The sequence below is a fragment of the Streptomyces sp. cf386 genome, assembly GCF_900103585.1.
GTDB lineage: Bacteria > Actinomycetota > Actinomycetes > Streptomycetales > Streptomycetaceae > Streptomyces.
Genome location: NZ_FNHV01000027.1, coordinates 82,158 through 101,368 on the forward strand (window position 1 = coordinate 82,158; position 19,211 = coordinate 101,368).

Annotated in this window: 14 protein-coding genes and 3 pseudogenes; 4 read left to right on the forward strand and 13 right to left on the reverse strand. The window is 69.3% G+C overall.

The genetic code is table 11. The annotated features are described in order from the left end of the window. Positions 1-371 precede the first annotated feature (371 nt). Both BLU79_RS49510 and BLU79_RS42090 read left to right on the forward strand, forming a co-directional pair. A pseudogene (locus tag BLU79_RS49510) lies at positions 372-1,009 on the forward strand (hypothetical protein); the annotation flags it as partial. A 164-nt stretch (positions 1,010-1,173) separates the two neighbouring features. Beyond that, the gene (locus tag BLU79_RS42090; RefSeq protein ID WP_093911327.1) at positions 1,174-2,592 is read left to right on the forward strand and encodes a DEAD/DEAH box helicase; all 1,419 of its coding nucleotides are present in this window, start codon (positions 1,174-1,176) and stop codon (positions 2,590-2,592) included. Positions 2,593-2,943: 351 nt separating this feature from the next. Here the strand turns inward: BLU79_RS42090 and BLU79_RS42095 are convergent, their stop codons facing one another. From BLU79_RS42095 to BLU79_RS42100, 3 genes are read right to left on the reverse strand one after another with little or no spacing between them, the layout of a single operon-like run. After that, on the reverse strand, positions 2,944-3,321 hold the full coding sequence (locus BLU79_RS42095) for an SMI1/KNR4 family protein (protein WP_093911328.1): 378 nt from the start codon (positions 3,319-3,321) through the stop codon (positions 2,944-2,946). A gap of 12 nt (positions 3,322-3,333) precedes the next feature. After that, positions 3,334-3,465, reverse strand: a complete 132-nt coding sequence (locus BLU79_RS49515) for a hypothetical protein (protein ID WP_256333669.1) — start codon at positions 3,463-3,465, stop codon at positions 3,334-3,336. After that, positions 3,466-5,331, reverse strand: coding sequence for a glycoside hydrolase family 76 protein (locus BLU79_RS42100; protein WP_256333670.1), 1,866 nt, complete (start codon positions 5,329-5,331; stop codon positions 3,466-3,468). A 352-nt stretch (positions 5,332-5,683) separates the two neighbouring features. Between BLU79_RS42100 and BLU79_RS42105 the strand changes: the two genes are divergently transcribed. Further along, a complete protein-coding gene (locus tag BLU79_RS42105) occupies positions 5,684-8,596 on the forward strand; it encodes an alpha-L-rhamnosidase-related protein (protein WP_256333671.1) in 2,913 nt (970 codons plus the stop codon). Positions 8,597-8,608: 12 nt separating this feature from the next. Here the strand turns inward: BLU79_RS42105 and BLU79_RS42110 are convergent, their stop codons facing one another. From BLU79_RS42110 to BLU79_RS42140, 7 genes and pseudogenes are all read right to left on the reverse strand, one after another. Next, complete coding sequence (locus tag BLU79_RS42110) at positions 8,609-10,543, reverse strand: glycoside hydrolase family 9 protein (RefSeq protein ID WP_093911329.1); 1,935 nt, start codon at positions 10,541-10,543, stop codon at positions 8,609-8,611. After that, positions 10,540-11,781, reverse strand: coding sequence for a sensor histidine kinase (locus BLU79_RS42115; protein ID WP_256333672.1), 1,242 nt, complete (start codon positions 11,779-11,781; stop codon positions 10,540-10,542). Before BLU79_RS42115 ends, BLU79_RS42110 begins: the two co-directional genes overlap by 4 nt. A 65-nt stretch (positions 11,782-11,846) precedes the next feature. Further along, entirely contained in the window at positions 11,847-12,539 is a 693-nt protein-coding gene (locus BLU79_RS42120; RefSeq protein WP_093911330.1) for a winged helix-turn-helix domain-containing protein, read from the reverse strand. A gap of 235 nt (positions 12,540-12,774) precedes the next feature. After that, a pseudogene (locus BLU79_RS49520) lies at positions 12,775-13,042 on the reverse strand (ATP-binding protein); the annotation flags it as partial. Positions 13,043-14,195: 1,153 nt separating this feature from the next. Then, positions 14,196-14,558, reverse strand: a complete 363-nt coding sequence (locus BLU79_RS50165; RefSeq protein WP_371132047.1) for an IS110 family transposase — start codon at positions 14,556-14,558, stop codon at positions 14,196-14,198. Positions 14,559-14,809: 251 nt separating this feature from the next. Beyond that, positions 14,810-15,232 (reverse strand): carboxymuconolactone decarboxylase family protein, encoded by a 423-nt coding sequence (locus BLU79_RS42135; protein ID WP_093911331.1) that lies wholly within the window; start codon positions 15,230-15,232, stop codon positions 14,810-14,812. A 97-nt stretch (positions 15,233-15,329) separates the two neighbouring features. After that, positions 15,330-16,607 (reverse strand): aldehyde dehydrogenase family protein, encoded by a 1,278-nt coding sequence (locus tag BLU79_RS42140; protein WP_256333673.1) that lies wholly within the window; start codon positions 16,605-16,607, stop codon positions 15,330-15,332. Positions 16,608-16,647: 40 nt separating this feature from the next. Between BLU79_RS42140 and BLU79_RS42145 the strand changes: the two are divergent. Next, positions 16,648-16,902: pseudogene (locus tag BLU79_RS42145) on the forward strand (transposase family protein); the annotation flags it as partial. 68 nt (positions 16,903-16,970) lie between these two features. Here the strand turns inward: BLU79_RS42145 and BLU79_RS42150 are convergent. The 3 genes from BLU79_RS42150 to BLU79_RS42160 form a co-directional block, all read right to left on the reverse strand. Further along, entirely contained in the window at positions 16,971-17,894 is a 924-nt protein-coding gene (locus BLU79_RS42150; protein ID WP_093911333.1) for an RNA polymerase sigma-70 factor, read from the reverse strand. Positions 17,895-18,064: 170 nt separating this feature from the next. After that, the gene (locus BLU79_RS42155) at positions 18,065-18,538 is read right to left on the reverse strand and encodes a carboxymuconolactone decarboxylase family protein (protein WP_093911334.1); all 474 of its coding nucleotides are present in this window, start codon (positions 18,536-18,538) and stop codon (positions 18,065-18,067) included. Between the two features lie 431 nt (positions 18,539-18,969). Continuing rightward, on the reverse strand, positions 18,970-19,211 hold a 242-nt coding region (locus BLU79_RS42160), incomplete at its 5' end, for a transposase family protein (protein WP_093911335.1).

The following is a 19,211-nucleotide window of genomic DNA, read 5'->3' on the forward strand; positions in this document are numbered from 1 at the left end:
CGGGCCGCAAGGGCAGGTCGCGGCTTGCCCGGGTTTGCTGTGGGTGGTGGTGCTGGTCTTCACCGCGAGCGCCCAGGATCGGGATGCCGCTGCTGCAGCGAGTGTGTGAACTCGACCGCGGAATAACCCTGGTGTGGGCCGACGGCGGATACGCCGACTCGTCGACTGGGCTCGCACGCGGTTCCACCACGCGCTCACCCTCGCCAAACGCACCGACCACGCCACGGGGTTCGCCGTCCTGCCTGACCGGCGAAGCGATCCCAACATGACGCGACCCGATCCCGTGGTTGCGCTCAACTCGCGGGCGGGCCGGACCACTGATCCGCACCACCTCTGGCTGCAACGCACCGTAACCACAGCACACGCCACTTGGAGAAGATTGCGCGGATCCCACTGTCCGTCGTCTCATCGACGGGCTCGCCTCGGCCGGGCCGAAGGCCCTTGCCGCGATCCGCGCCGCACGGCTCCCAGGTCCGCGAGCATGTCTGGAAGGTGGCCGGCCCAGGCGTTCCAGACGCCGCCGCCCACAACACCACGGCCCAACTGGCCTTGGCCCAGCTGCCAAAGAAGCACCGGCGCGGGCACCAGACACTGATCCGGACCGACTCCGGCGGCGGGACCCACGAGTTCGTGATCTGCCTCGCGAAGCGCGGAGGCGGTTGTCCTACTCGACCGGAATGACCGTCATCGACGTCCTTCACCCGACCGTTGTGGAAGTCCCCGCCTTTGCCTGGACAGCGGCCGTCGAGCCCGGCGGAGATCCGTGACGGTGCATGGGTGACCGAGCTCGGCCTGCGCAACCTGCCCCCTCCACGACACCGCGCAGAACCAGATCTGGCCGGAGATCGTCCAGCTCGCCCTGGACATGCTCGCCTGGATGCCGATGCTCGCGCTGGCCGGCCGAGCCCGGCTCTGTGAGCGCCGCAACCGATGGCCTCGTAGCTGCATGGCTCGACTGCTCCCTTGGGAAGCCACCACCGCTGGACGGGTTGGCTCCGCTGATACGTAGCCCGCCGCGGTTGCGCCCGCGGAAGTGCTGCACGGGGCGACCGGACCAGCGGACATCCGGGCGCCCGCTGATAAAATGAGGGCACGCTTCGACATCACCGGGGCCCGTACCACTCGGTACGGGCCCCGGACCGTTCCGGGGCGCCAGATCAGGAAGGTTCCCCCATGAACGCGAAGCCGTCGGCCCCTGGACTCCCCCATGCCGGTACACCGCAACGGGCGACGGGATCGCAGGGCGAACCTTCGACGCCGCAGACGGTGTCCCCGGGCCTGCCTCCGGCCGCGTCCTTCGACGCACTCGGGCTGCCGTCGGAGCTGATGAAGACGATGATCGGCTTCGGGGTGACGGAGCCTTTCCCGATCCAGGCGGCTACCCTGCCGAACGCGCTGGCCGGCCGCGATGTCCTCGGCCGCGCGCGGACCGGCTCCGGCAAGACGCTGGCTTTCGGGCTGGCGCTCCTGATCCGGACCGCAGGCCTGCGAGCGGGGTCGAAGCGGCCGCTCGCGCTGGTCCTGGTGCCGACCCGGGAACTCGCGCAGCAGGTGAGCGACGCGCTGGCCCCGTACGCGCAGACACTGAATGTACGACTGGCGACGGTGGTCGGCGGACTGTCGATCAACCGGCAGCAGGCGCTGCTGCGAACGGGAGCCGACGTGGTCATCGCGACGCCGGGGCGGCTGGCCGACCTGGTGTCGCGCCGGGACTGCCACCTGGATCAGGTGCGGATCACGGTGCTGGACGAGGCGGACCAGATGTGCGACCTGGGTTTCCTGCCGCAGGTCACGGAAATCCTGGACCAGGTGCGCGCCGACGGGCAGCGGCTACTGTTCTCGGCCACTCTCGACCGCAACGTCGACCAGCTGGTGCGGAGCTACCTCCACGACCCGGTTCTCGCATCGATCGACCCGGCAGCGGGCTCGGTCACCACGATGGAACACCATGTGCTGAACATCCACGCCGCCGACAAGTACGCGACCGCGACCGAAATCGCCGCGCGGGACGGCCGGGTACTGATGTTCCTGGACACCAAGGCCGGCGTGGACCAGTTCACGCGTCACCTACGGGCCAGCGGCGTACGGGCCGGTGCGCTGCACAGCGGGAAGTCGCAACCTCAACGCACGCACACGCTCGGCCAGTTCAAGGACGGTGAGATCAGCGTGCTGGTGGCCACCAATGTCGCCGCGCGAGGCATTCACATCGACACGCTCGACCTTGTCGTCAACGTCGACCCGCCGGCCGACGCCAAGGACTACCTGCACCGAGGCGGGCGCACGGCACGCGCCGGGGAATCCGGGACCGTGGTCACCCTGGTCACCCCCAACCAACGACGCGATGTGAACCGGATGATGTCCGACGCCGGGATCCGGCCGACGGTCACACAAGTGCGCTCCGGCGAGGCGAAGCTGACCACCATCACCGGCGCGAAACGCCCCCCGACCGGGACGAAGACCAACAGCGGCAACATCCCCTTCCGCGGCCTCGGCTCCCGTACGGGCCGCCCCGCGAAGGAGTCCCGCAAAGCCGCCGAGGCCCGCAGGACCGCGGAAGCCCGCGCGGCGGCCCGGGTACGCAAAGGCCGCTGACGCCGGTGCGGCCGCTCGTGCGCTGCGTCCCGTAGTGAGGGTGGCCCGGGGTTGGCCGCCAACTTGCCTTCGGACGAGGCGAGTTGATCCGGTCATGCGGAGTCCGTGTCTCGGCGCCTTTCCACACGGCCTTCGTCGCCCGAGGGGCCCTCTTCAGAGGCCCCTCACGCATGCTCGGGAATGGTTTGGGAGCTCTCTTTCACTCCCGTGCTCCTATCACTCCCAGCGGCCGCCGTCGGCGTGAGCCCATGCCGACCAGATGTCGCCCCATCCGGCCGAGACTGGCCCGCTGCCGGTCAGGCGGGCCTGCCGCTCCGGTGGGCATACCTCACCGCCCACCGAGTGCGCCGGTCAGCGGACCGTCCGTGCCGCCTTCTCGTGCTCGAGCAGGGCAGAGAACGAAGTTGCCTGGTGGATGGCGGACGACCAGTCCGGAGCGGAGACGTCGAGCAGGACCAGAGGCGGGGGTTCCTGTCGAAAGTCATAGGTGAGCATTTCGCGGCTTCCGTCCCCGCCGATGACGACGCTCCCGGGGAAGCGTTCCTGGAAGTCGCCGGCCTCATTGACTTCGATGAGCTCCGTCACGGAATTGATCATCAGCAAGTCGTCGGCAGGAGGAACGAACCGGGCCATGCTCCCCTCCGTGACCAGGAAGCGTCGGTAGTCCTCGGGAAATCGGACCCCGAAGCGGCGCTCGGCCTGCGTGATCTGGTCGTCGTTCGAACTCATGAGGCCGTTCTATCAACAGGCGGTCAGGCCCTGCACGACGGCGTCCGAGCCGTTCTCCGATCCGGTGGCGAATGCGCGTAGTCCGGGCAGATCCTCGGCGCGGGCTGCGGCGACCCAGCCTTTGAGGCCGAGGCACGCGGGCATTCAACCTGCCGCGGCGGCGGTGAGCGCTCCGAGGGCGCTGGCCTGGGTACGCCAGTCGGTCTGGTTGGGGCTGGTACCCGCCCAGCGTTGGCCGAGGGCGTTGAGGGAGTTGCGGTCCCGCGCCCACAGCGTGTCCGCCTGCCTTCGGAGGTAACTCTGGTAGGTGGTGGAGCCGGTGGCCTTCGCGAGGTCGGCGAAGTGCCGCATGAAGATGCCCTTGAACTGCTTCTGGTTGTCGTCGCAGGACGCCGAGCCGATGTCACAGGACTCGGTGAGCACTCCGTCCCGGGTCAGCGCCGGGCTGCTGATGGCGGCGTCGGCCAGGGTGCGTGCGGTGGTCAGCAGTGAACTGTCCCCGGTCGACCTCCACAGTTCGGTGAAGCCGCCGATGGCGAGTCCCTGGTTGTAACTCCACACGGTGCTGCCGTTGTTGGCGCAGGCCGAGGTCAGCCCGTCGTTCACCAGCCCCGAGGAGTTGATCATCCCGCTGGCCTTGTACCAGGCGGCGGCCGTCTTCGCTCGCTGGAGCCATACGGTGTCGCCCGGGATGCGCTGGTGCAGCGCCGTGGTCAGCCAAAGGTACTGCCCGTTCGTCACGGCGTTCTTGTAGGTGCGCTCTCGGTCCCACCACACGCCACCGCCGCAGGTGCCGGGGTCCCAGTACTGCTGGACGTAGTCGGCGATGGTGACGGCCTCGTTGAGATAGCGGGCGTCGCCGGTGTAGTCGTACGCGTCGAGCCAGGCGATGGCCCACCAGCCCGAGTCGTCGATGGAACGGCTGATGAAGTGGCCCTCGATCGCGTCCGAGCTGCGCACACCGGCGGGGAAGACGCCCTTGTTCTGCTCGAAGGTGCGCGCGACGATCCAGTCGTAGTCGTGCGTGCCGGTGGTCCTGGCGAAATCGATGAGCGAGGTGAGGGTGGCGGCAGAGTTCCACCAACTGCTGGGCCACCAGCCGTTGTAGGGGTCGTACGAGGTCATCAGCGCGTCCGCCGCCGCGCGCGCCCTGCTCGGTGCGGGCCTGACCCACGCCGTGCAACTGCCCTCCTGGTGGCCGGCCTCCCGGCCGCAGGCGCGGACCGCGCCGCCGTAGAGGAGGCCGCGCGGGTCCCGGGTGGCGTACATCGTAGTACGGGTGCCGGTGGCTCCGGACGGAGTGCTGGTGCGGCCGAGGGAGGAGCCGTCCGGCCAGGTCGAGCCGCCGTCCCAGGAGCGGTCGAGCCAGATCTCGTCGCCGGCGCCACCGGTGTCGATGCTCGCCCAGGCCATGGAGTTCTTCTGGTCGACGTGCAGCTTGATCGTGCGGCCGTAGAGGGTGGTCGACGGCACCGGCTGGTCGTCACCGGCCGCCTGGCCGGCGTCGGTGCCGTCGCAGAGTGTGTCGCAGACGGTGGGGTAGACCCAGTTCGTACAGCCGACGCCTGCGGCGTCGCCGCAGGCCCGCACGAGTCCCCGTCTGTGGTTGCGGGGGTCGGTGATGTTGTACATCAGCGTCCTGGTGCCGGTCCAGGTGCTCGGGATGCTCGCCTTGCCGAGCAGTCCCTCCCAGGTGGCGCCGCCGTCCCAGGAGCGGTCCAGCCACACCGAGTCGCCGGGCACGCCGTTGTCGATGCTGGCCCAGGCCATGTCGTCCGCGTCGGAGACGTGCAGTTGGAGGCGACGGCCGCCCAGGTCCTTGTCCGGCACGGGGAAGCTCTCCTGCCGGGCCTGTGAGGGGTCCAGCGTGTCACAGGCCAGTACGCACACCGGGGTGGCGGCGGCCGCGGGCGTGGCGACCGGGACCAGTGCTCCGAACGCGAGAGCGGTCGTCAGCAGGAAGCCGAGGAGCCGCGTTCTGACAACGATGTCGACACTGAGTAAGGACACCGGAACTCGCCTCGATTCCACGATGGGGATGCCGGCCGGCGGGCATGACCGGGGCCGACGGCTCGCGCCGAGCCGGGCGGACATCGAGCACTGGTCCATACCTGTCTCCGAGGCAGTGAACCGGCATGGCGAGGCCCTGTCAATGCTGCCAACGGAGCTTCGTTTGGGGGCAGTTCACGGCCACCGCGACGGGTTGACACCCCGACTACGTGCGCCCATCATCGGTGGAACTTCGACGAGGCTCCTCGCGCATCCAGCTGTCCGATCGGCCACCGGGCCTCGTAGGCCATAAATTTGAATCGTTTCAGAGATCGTGCTTTCCGCGTTCCCGAACCCGCCCCGGGAGGTCTCCGTGCGCCGTCGTTCCCCGCTGAGCAGATCGCCAGGCCGGCACCACTTGCTCGGCCTCGCCATGATCGCCACCACTGCGCTGTCCGCAGGTCACGCGCCGTCCGCCGACGCCGTACCATCCGCGTCCGCGGCGACCTCTACGACCTCGACGACCACAACAGGCGTCCACAAGGCGGCCCTTGACGCCCTGAACTACTCGCCGGCCTCCCGCACCCTCAAGCCGACAGCCGTCCACCGAACGTCGGGCAGCGTCGCGAACCCGCAGAACGTCCTCAGCGGGCAGCCGACGCGACTCTCCGGCGCCCAGTCGGCCATCACCCTCGACTTCGGCAAGGAAGTCGGCGGATTGACAACGTTGTCCTTCGGGGCTGTGAGCGGCAGCGGCCAGCGGGTCGGTCTGGCATTCAGTGAGTCGTCCCTGTACGTGGGCACCAACAGCGACCGGAGCAGCGGCCGCGACGGCGAGGACGGGGCGCTCTACGCCACTGCCTCCGCCGACGGCACCTACACGATGCCCACCGCAAGACAGCGTGGCGGCTTCCGCTATCTCACCGTCTTCCTCGACAGCTCGGGCTGGGTGGACCTCAAGGGTGTCAGCCTCGAGTTCACCGCCGCTCCGGGGAAGGCCAACCCGGCCGATTACGCCAACTACTTCCACTCCAGCGACGACCTGCTGAACCGCATCTGGTACGCGGGGGCGTACACCGTGCAGCTCAACACGATCGCCTCCGACCAGGGCCGCGCCTGGCCCCCGCCGGCCACGGAGTGGGACAACAGCGCCACCGTGGGCGTGGGCGAGTCCGTCCTGGTCGACGGGGCCAAGCGCGACCGCACGGTGTGGCCCGGCGACCTGGGCATCGCCGTACCCACGCAGTACGCGTATTCCAACGACCTCACCTCGACCCGCAACGCGCTGACCACGATGTACAACGTGCAGTCGGCGGAGGGTGAAATCCCCTGGTCGGGCCCGCCGTTCAACCTCACCGGCTCGGACACCTACCACACCTGGACTCTGCTGGGGACGTCGACGTACTACACCTACTCGGCCGACCGGGCGTGGCTGGACTCCGAATGGGCCGACTACAAGCGCGGGATGGCCTTCATCATCAACAAGATCGGCGGCAACAACCTGCTCAATGTGACCCGCACCCAGGACTGGGCCCGGGTCGGCCAGGGCGGCGAGAACATCTCCGCCAACGCGCTGCTGTACGCCGCGCTCAAGGGCGGCGCCACCCTGGCCACGGTGAAGGGCGACAGCGCGCTCGCCGCGAGCTGGGCCGACAAGGCGGCCGCCCTCAAGTCCGCGGCCAACTCCCGTCTGTGGGACGCCTCGAAGGGCATGTACAAGGACAACCCGACCAGCGGCCTGTACCCGCAGGACGGCAACTCGCTCGCGGTCTGGTACGGACTCACGGACTCCACGGCCAAGGCGCGCAGTATCGTCAGCCGGCTCGCGGACCGGTGGGGCATCTACGGCCCCATCACACCCGAGTGGGGCGGCAACGTCTCGCCGTTCGCCGGCGGAATGGAGCTCAACGCCCACTTCGCCGCCAACAACGACCACACCGCCCTGGCGCAGATCCGCCGCACCTGGGGCCACATGCTGAACAGCGACATCGGTACCAAGAGCACCTTCTGGGAGGGCATCAAGGCCGACGGCGGCCACGCCTACGGGGGCTCGTTCATGAGCCTGGCCCATGGCTGGTCCACCGCGCCCACCTCCACCCTCACCTTCGACGTGCTCGGTACGGCACCGGAGTCGGCGACCGGCGCGTACCGCTTCGTCCCGCACCCCGGCGACCTGACCAGTGCCGAGGGCCGCATCACCATGCCCCAGGGCGCGGTCAACGCCTCCTGGTCGCGCGATCGGGCCGCCGGCACCTACTCGGCGCACCTCACCAGCCCGTCCGGCACCACCGGCCGGATCGGCGTCCCGAAGTTCGGCGGCGGCGACATCTCGGTGTCCGTGAACGGCAAGGTCGTCTGGAGCAACGGAACCTTCACGCCCACCTCGGGAATCACCGGCGCGAGCCAGGACGACACCTACGTCTACCTCACCGGCGTCGCCCCGGGCAGCTACACCGTGAACGCCACCGGACTGGGAAATCCGCCGCCACCCGCCGAGCCCGGTACCGGCGCGCTGCGGGCGGGCTTCACCCGGTGCGCCGGCGAAGGCGGTACCTGCTCCTTCAGCGGCACCCGCGCGGTGGCCTACGGGGCGGGCTCGTACCGGTACAAGACGGCGACCGGGAGCACCGCCTGCACCAACGCCTCCTTCGGCGGCGACCCTGCGGACAACCTCGTCAAGTCCTGCTACGTCGCCGACGCGGGCGGCCCGCCCGGGTACACCGTCTGCGCGGCCGAGGGCGGTACCTGCGCCGTGCCCGGCTACAACCGTGACGTCGCCTACGGTGCCAACGGCAACTTCGCGCACCAGGTCACAGGCGGCTCGGTCGCCTGCACCAACGCCCACTTCGGCGATCCCATCGACGGAGTGGCCAAGTCCTGCTATCTGCCGCCCGACGGAGGTCCGCCCGGCGGCTGGACCAAGTGCGCGCCGCAGAACGGTACTTGCCCGGCCGTCGCGGGACAGCCGGTGATGTACGGCGCCTTCGGAGCGTTCACCACGCTCAAGGCCACCGGCGACACCCCGTGCACCGACGCCGCGTTCGGCGATCCGATCCCCGGCGAGTCGAAGAGCTGCTACACCGCCGCCGGCGGCCCGCCCGGCTATGCCTCGGCATGCTCGGACGAGGACGGGACGTGCGCCTTCAGCGGGCAGCAGACCGTTGCCTACGGCGCACGGGGCAGCTTCGTGTACAGGTCGTTCACCGGCGGCACCGGTTGCACGACGGCGGCGTTCGGCACCGATCCGCTGCCCGGGGTGCGGAAGGGCTGCTACCGCACCTCCTGAGGAACGTGGGAACTACTGGCCTTTGCCTTGTGCGGTCAGGGCGAAGGCCAGCAGTGCCGTCGTCGTGAAGTCCAGTGCGGGCTCCACGGTCTGCCAGGCGCCCACGTCGTCGACGTACCGCGAACCCTTGCCGTCGAAGTCGGTCCAGGCTCCTGACGGCGGGGCGGCCGTGCACTTCTTCATGGTCGGGAAGCCGTTCAACTCCTCCAGCTTCGAGGCGTCGTTCGGGCCGTTGACGACGGCGCCCCGCAGGATGGCGCCCTTCCCGTCGTTGCTGCCTCGGAGGTTGGCCAACTGGTGTTCCGGGCAGTGCGGGTAGACCTCACCCGCACCGATCACGAAGCTGGTTCCCCAGGGGTTGGCGCCGAGGGCCCAGCCCCGCTGCCGGCCGGCGAAGGCTGCATAGTGAGTGTCTCCGGTGGCCTCGGCATAGAGGCGGGCGGTGGCCACCAACCCGAAGGTGTGTGGTACAGCGTCGAAGTCGTCGTAGACGGCGCCGGCTCCGAACGGGTCCTTCTTGGCACGGGCGACCCCGTCCTCCAGCTGGCGGCGCAGGTCGTCGTGCAGCTCTTCGGCCCCGATGCCGTTGGTCCGGGTGCCGTTCAGGACGGTGGCCAGGTCTGCGTGGGCCAGGGCGCTGACGTCCGCGACGCCAAGGGTGCCCTGGACGTCGGAGTCCAGATAGGCACTGGCCCATCCGGCCGCGGCGTCGGCCCAGTCACCCTCCCGGTCGTCCCCGAGTTCCCGTGCGGCCAGGGCCAGTTCGGCGCCGCCGAACTCCATGTCGTCCTGCCAGGAGTCCTCGGGATAGAAGGCGTACGGGAACGCGGTGCGGAGCGGTTCGTCGGGGTCGGGCCCGGTGTCGGCCAGGTCGTAGACGGCGGCGGCCTTGTCCAGCCAGTCCTGGGCCTCCTCCGGGTCCGTGTCGGCCGCGCGCTGTGCGGCGAGGGCGAAGACCGCGGCCACCCGGCCCGCCAGGTTGGGGCTGATCGCCTCGCCCGGGTCGGCCGCGCGGAACACCGGCCGGTGCTTGATCATGTAGTCCGGGTCACCGGGGGACACATCGAGGCGGTCGTCGGCCTCGGGAAGCCGCCACACGTCGTGATCCGTCCGTACGGCGTCGTTTCCCACGCCGATGCCGACCTGGGCGTAGAGGGTCTCGCGGTCCTCGTCCCACATCTTGTCCAGCCAGTCCAGCCCGTGCGTGGCCTCGGCGGACAGTTCCTCCATGCCCGGCAGGTCGCGCTGGGCGAGCAGGAGTTCGGCGACCGAGTAGGAGGTGGTGCCGGTGAACTTGAGGAAGTCCCCCGCGTCGAACCAGCCTCCCGAGACGTCGACCTGGTCACCGGTCGGCGTCAGCTGCTCGTCGAGCAACTCGTTGCCCTCCTCGTCGTATTCCGGGTCGGCGTAGACCGTTGCGTCCTCGTCGGCCAGATGGGAAGGCCCGTGCTGCAAGGCGCCGGGAAGCACGTCGGCTCCGTCGCGCTGTGCCTGCAGGAAGCGGATGTTGTCCCGGACGAGCGGGGTCATCAGCTCGCCGGCGTCGGCGATCCGGAAGGCAGGAGAGCGGCCGGCCGCGGTCCCGGTGAGGACGATGCGGTACGTGCCGGGGGTGTTCAGCGCCGTGAGGTCGGCGGTGCGCACCGAGGGGTACTTGGCGTTCCAGCGGCCGGTGGTGGCCCCGAGTCTCCCCGCCGAGACCACCTTGTTCTTGGCGTCGACGACCTGGAAGCGCGCTCCCGCGAGTGCCGCCGGGGACCCCATGACGTAGGCCTGCTTCGCCTCGCCGCGTACATAGCCGACCTGGTCGACCCGGATGGCCACCTTGGTGGAGGCAGAAGCAGTGTCACCGCTGTAAGGCAGGCCGTGCAGGCACACGGCGAGGAGCAGGGCGCCAAGGCCCGCGGCGACGCCGACCATCAGTCGGGGTTTGCGCAGAGAGTTCATGCGCCCACGGTGCCGGAGCCTTCATGAGATGAGGATGAGGACGCAGCGTAGGCCGGGTCCGTCGGCAGCCTGAGCTCGGCGATCAAGCCACCTCCGGGAGCGTCCGTCAGATGCACGGTTCCGTGATGCAGCTCGGCGACCCAGCGGACGATGGCGAGCCCCGTGCCCGTCCCCAAGGCGGTTGCGGGTCCCCCGGTTACACCCCGGGCGAAGACTCGCTCCCGGTCCGCGGGCGACACACCCGCTCCATGGTCACGGACCATGACGAGTCCGGGTGTGACGGTGACCTCCACCGGCGACCCGGCCGGGCTCCCATGGCGCTGAGCGTTCTCCACCAGGTTCCGTACCGCCTGGGCCAGCAGGTCCGGGTCCCCGGGCACCACCACCGGCTCGGAGCGCACCGTGACGCGTCCGTGGTCCGGCAGTTCCTCGACCGTTGTCTCCACCAGCTGGTCGAGGCGCAGCGGCACCAGCTCGGCCCGCTGTGCACCGGCCTCCATGCGGGCCCTGGCCAGCAGCCCGGTGACCAGTCGGCTCAGCCGGTCCACCAGCCGTAGGGCCTCGTCGGAGGAACCACCCCGCTCCACCACGAGCCGCAACGTCGCCAGCGGCGTACGCAGCTCGTGCGCCGCTTCGGCCAGGAACTGCTCCTGCTGCCCCAGCCCGCGCAGGGCGGGACGCATGGCCCGGCCGGACAGCAGGTGACCGACGGCCGTCGCGCAGCAGACCAGAGCCGTGCAGCCGAGCGCCAGCCAGCGCACGAGGACTTCCTGATCGCGTTCGCTGCGCGCCAGCTCCGTGCCGGCCAGCACGGCCGCACCGATCCGATCGTCGTCCCAGACCGGAGCCGCCGCCCACCTCAGCCGCCCGCCGTTCGAGGAAGGGGCGCTGAGCAGTACGGTGTCCTGTTCGTCCAGGACTTTTCGCCAGACCTGGTCGAGCCGGTCCTGACCGGGCAGCGCCGAGCGCGCGGGAACGACGTTCCGAACCGACGGCGACTCCCCCGGCGCCGCCTGCAGGACGGCCAACACCTGTGCGCCCTGCGCGAGTTCGTCCTCACGCAGCGGCTCCAGGTGCAGCACCCCCGCGTCGAACCAGACCGCCCGCGAAAGGCCGACGGCGCGGCTGCCGGCCTCGTGGTCGAGGCTGGAGCGGCGGGATTCGGCGTCGATGCGGATGGCGACTGTGGCGAGTACGACGAGGCAGGCGGCGGTCGTCGAGGCGAACAGGAGTGTCATCAACCGGCGGGTACGTCGCAGCCGGGCCACGGCGGGCGAAAGGGAGGACGCCGCGTCCCGGCGGATCACGCCTGAGCCTCGGCGGCCGGCCCTTGACCGGCTTCGCCCAGCCGGTAGCCCACGCCGCGCACTGTGCCGATCGGATCGGGTGGCCCGAGCCGCCGGCGCAGCTGGCCGATCAGGACGTCCACGACGTTGGACATCGGCTCGCTCGCTTCGTCCCAGCAGCTCTCGATCAGCTCGGTGCGCGTCACCACCTCGTCCGCGCGCAGCATCAGCACCTCCAGCACCGCGAACTCCTTGGCCGACAGGCTGAGGAGCACTCCGGCCCTGGACACGCGGCGCCGTGGCAGATCGACCTCCAGGTCACCCGCCCGCAGCACCGGCAGTCGCGTGGGCTGCTCCCTGCGGCACAACGCACGTACTCGTACGACCAGTTCGGCGAAGGCGAAGGGCTTGACCAGGTAGTCGTCCGCCCCGTGCTCGAATCCGGCCACCCGGTCGCTCACCGCGTCCAGCGCCGTCAGCAGCAGAAAGGGCAGCGTCGATCCCCTCCGCCGGTGTCCGGCGAGCAGCGTCAGTGAGTCGCCGTCCGGAACCGAGCGGTCGGCCACGACACAGGCGTAGTCGTTGACGGAGAGCTTGAGATCCGCTTCGGTCAGAGTCCGAGCGAGGTCCACCGCGAACCCCGCACCACGCAGCTGAGCAGCGACGACGGGCCCCAGTTCGGGGTCGTCCTCCAAGACCAATACGCGCATGGCCCGGAGCTTAGACGGTGTGGGCGGGGGGCCGGGTGATCCACAGGGCCACGGTGCCGTGCACCGCACGTGGCCGGTGCCAGAGCTATGTGGTCTGGCACCGGTCAAGAGCGCCTCGTCCGATGGCGCGTGCCGGGTCTTCTTGGAGCAGCGACCCCACGTCGCAGCACCCCGCTGTTTTGGTGCCGCATCAGGCGACGTTCGCGCGCTTGTGATGTGACGCGCCGGGCGGGACTCAAGAAGGCAGTGCCTGTTCGGCCCAGATCGTCTTGCCCGCTTGGCCATAGCGGCTGCCCCAGCGCGTCGTGACCTGGGCGACCAGGAATAGGCCGCGACCCCCCTTCATCGCTCCAGCGCGCCCGCCGCAGACGGGGTTGTGTGTTGCTGATGTCAGTGACCTCGCAGATGAGCGCCCCGTCGCGGATCAACCGCACTCCGACGGGGTCGCCGGCGTAGCGGATGGCATTGGTGACCAGCTCGCTGATCACGAGCTCGGTGGTGAAGCCAGGTCGTCGAGTACCGTTCGGATCCTGCAGGGAGGGACGATGACCATCTCACTCACGCGACCATCGGCAGGCTCTACCAGGTTCCTTCGGTAAGGCGCCAGTCGCCCATGACGCTGCGCCGTAGCCGGCGGACCTCGATCCAACGTTCGTCGACGGCAGCGAACGCGCGACTCGCCTGCTCCCCCGCGCTGTGGGCCCGTCGGGCTGCCAAGTGCGTGGCATGCGCACCATCTGGAGCCCAGGGAACTATGTAGTAGTGCCGCATCAGCCTGCCGGTGGCAGTCCGGAAACGGAAGCCCACCAGCCACTGCTCGTCACCCGCAGACGGAGGGCAGTCCGAGCCAGGACAGTGCGGGGAGTTCATGGGTTCCCTGCAATAGGCGGGATCCGAACGTGTGGTCTGGGTTTCCATGGAGGTGCCCACTCTCGGAGCTGGCTGATCTGTACGGATGGTTCGTCGGGCTGGCTGAGCGCTTGTCGAAAGACCGCGCCCACCGCCGATAACCCCGAGTCTCCCCAGATGCCTGACGGGCAGGAAGGCCTGGGATTTCCTGGGAGAAGCAGTCCCAGGCAGCAGATGCCGCCGCTCCACCCGGCAGGCGCCATCAGGAGGCGTCCAGATGGTGGACCGCGGCCGCCGACCAGAACGGTAAGTGCTTGCCGCATGAGGGCTGTTGCCGAGTGATCTCACTGGTGTCTGCCTGCCCCTGCCCGGGCCAGGCTTCCTGCACCTTCGGGGGACAGAGCCGGGAGCCCCGACCGGACGGGGGGACCGGCCGGGGCGGATTGGGAGCCCCGACCGGACGGGGGGACCGGCCGGGGCAGTCTGCGGTCACGAGGCTTCGTCCTCAGTGATCACCCGAACTATAGATCGCGGCAATTCACTTCAGCGTGGGTGCTCTACACCCAGGAAGAACTGTTCCCCTCTCACGGCTGTCGCGCTCGTTCTGTGACGGCCAAGGTCTCACCAGCGAGCAGGTCACACGGATCGGCGGAGGCTCGACGCCGTAACCGGGCGCCGTGCTGAGTTTTGGGCGCCTCCACGGCTGGCTCGGCGAGCGCGGCGGCATTCTTCACCTTGCGGTTCTTCAGCAGGTGCCGATTCGCCTGGCACCGCTGCGGCGGATCGCGGCCGGCGTCTCGTGGCCGGTCAGCAGGACGACCGGGCCCTTCTTGTGAGGTTCAGCACGCGCTCCAACGCGGGGAAGAACTCCAGCAGTTGAGACCGCAGCCGATTGGCCTGCCGAGTGCGGTCGTTGACCAAGTCAAGGCGGCGGGCGGTCAGGGTCCGCAGGTCGACGGCTATCTCGTCGCCGGGCTGTAGCGAACCGAGGTCCTGGCGCATGCGTGCCTGATCGGCGATGACGAACACGTCCTTGTCGTCTGTCTTGCCCTGGCCACTGCCGGCGGGCCACGCCTGATGCATGGCAAGGCCGGTGATGTAGACCATCGGCTGCCCGTGGCTGAGCAGGAGGCCGATGAGCAGGGCGGCGCCACCGTGGTCGATGTCCACCGCCCACAAGGTGTCCCAGGAGAGCGAGTCCAGCTGCGATCAGTTCCAGCAGGGCCGGTTCGTCGTTGAAGGCGCGGCGTGGCAGGAGATGTTCCGCTCGTCGACCACCAGGGGACGGATTCTCGAACACTTCGCCCGCCTCGACGCCGCACGCGCCCTCTCACAGCAGTGGTGTCGGCCTCCGGCCTCGCCATCACCTCGCCTTCCCTGCCGCGGCCCGAGATGACGCGTCCGGATCAGGAACAGGGCTCTTACTCGCTGGGGGTGGTAGGCAGCACGCCTCGCTCAGTGAAGACCTTCTTTGCCACGAAGGTGGCGTTGAGGGCCTTGGGCATGCCGCAGTAAACGGCGGCGTGTAGGAGCGCCTCGACAATCTCCGCAGGCTGCAGGCCGACATTGAGGGCTGCGTTGATGTGGACATAGAGCTGCGGCTCGCAGCCGCCCAGGGCCGTCAGCATGCCCAGGGTGACCAGCTGGCGGTCCCTCGGGGCCAGTTGGGGGCGGCTGTACATCTCGCCGAAGGCCCAGGCAACCACCTGGTGTCCCAGCTCGGGGGAGATATCGGCCAGCGAGTCGATGACCTTCTGTCCGCTCTCGCCGTCGATGCTCGACAGTACGGCCATGCCGTGGTCGAAACGCTCCTGCCGGTCCTTCGCGCTGTCCTGGGTGCTCATGGTTCCTCTTCCTCCGCCCGTCCGGCTCCGTGCGTTGATGTGCGGGTTGTGTCTGTCCTGCCGACTCATCGGCAGGACAGACAGGGGAAGGCGGGGATCAGCCGAGGGGGATGCTGATCGTCTTGGTTTCCAAGTAGCCTTCCAGGCCGTCTCGGCCGCCTTCACGCCCCAGACCGGAGGTCTTGTAGCCGCCGAATGGTGCGGTGGGGGTGGCGACGAACAGGCTGTTGATGCCGACCGTCCCCGTACGCAGCCTGCGCGCGACGCGCACGGCCCGGGAGGTGTCGCGGGTGTAGATGCCGGCTGAGAGGCCGTATTCGGAGTCGTTCGCGATGCGGATCGCCTCCTCCTCGGTGTCGAACGGAATGGCGGCGAGCACCGGACCGAACACCTCCTCCCGGGCGATCTCCATGTCGGTGGTGACGTCGGTGAACAGGGTCGGCTCGACCCAGTTGCCGCCCCCGGGGACCGTGATCCGGCGCCCGCCCGCAACCGGCTTGGCGCCTTCAGCGACAGCACCGTCGATCAGCCCCATGACCCGGTCGGACGCGGCCGGGTTCACCAGCGGGATGGACGTGACGGTCGGGTCGAAGGAGTCGCCGAGGTGGACGTTCTCGATCTGCGCGGCGGCGGCTGCGACAAAGTCGTCGTACACCGACCGCTGTACAAGGGCGCGAGTCTGGGTCGAGCACAGCTGTCCGGACAGGCCCATGGAGACCAGGCTCATCGCGTACTGCGCGGTGGCGGCGATGTCCTCGACGTCGTCGAACACGATGCTCGGGCTCTTGCCGCCCAGTTCCAGCTGCACACGCTTGAGGCCGGGTGCGGCGGCGGTGAGGATCTGCTCGCCGACCGAGCGGCGCCCGGTGAAGGCCACCTTGTCGACCAGTGGGTGCGCCACCAGCGCCTGGGAGGTGCTTGCCGTTCCGGGAACCAGGTTGAACACGCCTGCCGGCAGGTCGAGTTGTTCGATGAGCTTGGTGTAGAGGGCAGCGACGTTGGAGGCGTACTCCGAGGGCTTGAACACCACGGTGCAGCCGGCGGCGAGGGCGGGCGCGACCTTCTGGGCGAACTGCATCACCGGGGCGTTGAACGGGGTGATCGCCGCGACGACACCCACCGGTTCCTTGACGGTGATCAGCTGGTTGTTGATCTGCTCCGTGTAGACGGGCGGGGCCGCGCCATCGAGCTTGTCGATCCAGCCGGTGAAGTAGTCGAAAACGTCGGCGGCGAAGTTCGCCGAGAACCGGAAGCCGCTGCCGACAGTGATCGGCACGCCGTTGTCGAGTGACTGCAGCTGTGCGAACTCGGGACCGTGGGCGCGGATCAGGTCGCCGAGGGGCTGCAGCGCCAGCTTGCGCTCGCGGGCGGTCATCCGCGGCCAGGGTCCCTCGTCGAAGGCGCGACGGGCGGCGCTAACGATCGCCGACGGCGGCTACCGCGGAACGGGACTGGTCATCCCTCACCGCCGTCGCAGCGCGGACGAAGAACTCCCCGACGGGAAGCAGGCGCACAACAAGAGCCACAGGCAGGTCCGGGCCCGCGTCGAGCACGTCTTTGCCCGCATGAAGACCTGGAAGATCTTGCGCGACTGCCGCCTCCGCGGCGACGGCGTACACCACGCGATGCGCGGCATAGCCCGCCTGCACAACCTCAACCTCGCCGGATAGGCGCCGGCCACCTGGCGGCCGCTCACATGAGCTGCCGGTGAACGAGCCGACCCACGCCAGTCCCGAGGTCATTTCGTCTGCGGGCGGGCCTGCTTCACCTCGCGGTCGACAGCCCAGGCGTCAGCGACCGGCCCGAGGTGGCCGAGCTTGTCGGGGTTGATCACCGAGCGGATGGTCTGGATCTGCCCGTCGAGCACCTCGAGGGCCAAGGTGTGGAGCACCTTGCCGTCCCGGTCGCGGAAGATCGCTCCGGGCTGGCCGTTGACCTCGTGCGGCTCGAAGGTCACGTCGATCCGGGCCATCCGGGGGAAGACGGAGGCGAGCAGCCGGGCCACGTTCTCGGCGCCGATGACGGCCCTGGCCAGCTGCGGGGCCTTGCCGCCGCCGTCCCCGACCATCGACACGTCGGCGGCGAGCAGATCCCGCAGGCCGACGACATCGCCTTCGCGGAGGGCGTCGAAGAATCGCGTCGCCAGTTCCTGCCGCTCCTGACGGTCCGCTTCGAACCGTGGCCGTCCGGCCTGCATGTGCCGCCGCGCCCGTACCAGCAGCTGCCGGCACGCCGCCTCCGACCGCTCCACCGCCGCGGCGACCTCGTCGAAGCCGAAGCCGAACACCTCCCGCAGCACGAACACCGACCGCTCCAGCGGGCTGAGCCGCTCCAGGAGCAGCAGCGCCGCCATCGACACAGAGTCGGCCAGTTCCGCTGAGCGTGCCGGATCCTGATAGGGATCGGTGAGCAGCGGCTCGGGGAACCACGGCCCGACGTACTCCTCCCGCCTCACCCGTGCAGAGCGCAGCACGTCGATCGAGATCCGCGTCACCGTGGCGGACAAGAAGGCCTTGGTCGACGTGGGCCGGGTCGCCGAGCCGTCGAAGCGCAGCCAGGTCTCCTGTACCGCGTCCTCGGCCTCTCCCACGCTGCCCAGAATCCGGTAGGCGATCGAGAACAGCAGCGGCCGCAGCTCCTCGAACTCCTCGACCTTGCTCACGCCGACTCCCCCTTGCAGTCCTCCCGCCCGGCCGTACTCGTCGGCGCGGGCATCTTCTGGTGATCATCCGGTCCACCGGCGGCGCAGAGCAAGGCCCCATGGGCCCGGAGCCCGGAGCCCGGAGCCCGGAGCCCGGAGCCCGCGGCCAGGGGCCGGTTGCCGACGACCGTTCAGTGGAACTGCCCGACCTCGTAGTCGCCGGCCGGCTGCTGGGTGATGATGTTCAGCCGGTTCACCGTGTTCATGAAGGACACCAGGATCACCAGGGCGGTGAGCTGCTCCTCGTCGTAGTGCTCGGCGGCACGCGCCCAGACCTCGTCGCTGACCCCGCCGGGCGCGTCCGCGACCCGGGTCCCCTGCTCCGCCAGCTCCAGCGCGACGCGTTCGGCCTCGGTGAAGACCGTGGCCTCCCGCCACGCCGCCACCAGGTTCAGCCGCACCGGGGCCTCCCCGGCAGCGGCGGCCTCCTTTGTGTGCATGTCGATGCAGACGGCGCAGCCGTTGATCTGGCTCACGCGCAGCGCCACCAACTCCTGCGTCGCGGCCGGCAGCGGGGATTCCTTGAGCGCCCTGCCCGCCGACATGAGGTGCTTGAGGGCCTTGCCGGGGTTCGGGCCGGCGAAGTAGTTCAGTCGCGCGTCCATCGTGTGCTCCTCCGTGGTCGTCAGTGGCTACACCCCCTGAGACGAGGTAGCCCCACGCCCTGTGACACGGACGCGTGTGACCCACGTCTCCCTGCTGCCGGGGTGTTCGGAGATGCACAGGCGGGGTTGCTGTCTCCTCACAGGGGTGCGGGCAATCCTCGATCAAGGAGCCGACGATGAACCTCACGCTGTGGATCACTGCTGGCCGCTGTCTGACTGGCCGGCAGTGCCAGACCACTCAGCTCAGGGCGAGCCGGTTGCCGAAGGCGCCCGGGCTCAGCCCGGTGTATGGACTCCGGAACGGCTCCGGCGCCGTAATCATGCCAGCCACGACCCCTGTTCACCGCACCTCAAGATCACTTGCGGGACAGCCCTTACGACCTCGTGCATGGTTGGCCGTGGCACGTCGAGGTCTACGGCACTGACGGTGTTCACCCTCGAAAGCTGCGGGAGAGGCTGGCGGATTGTTGGTGTGAGAGCAGTCCGGCGACGGCTTGGACGATGTCGCTCATGTGCTCGCGGCGGCCAAGGTGACGGGCGAGAGCCCGCCAGTTCTTCAGATGCGCGATGCCGTGCTCGACGCGGATGCGCCGTGAGGAGTGCGCCTTGCGTTGCTGCTCGTGCCTCTCCTCGTACCAGGCGGGAGCGTTCTTCTTGAACTTGCGGTGTGGCG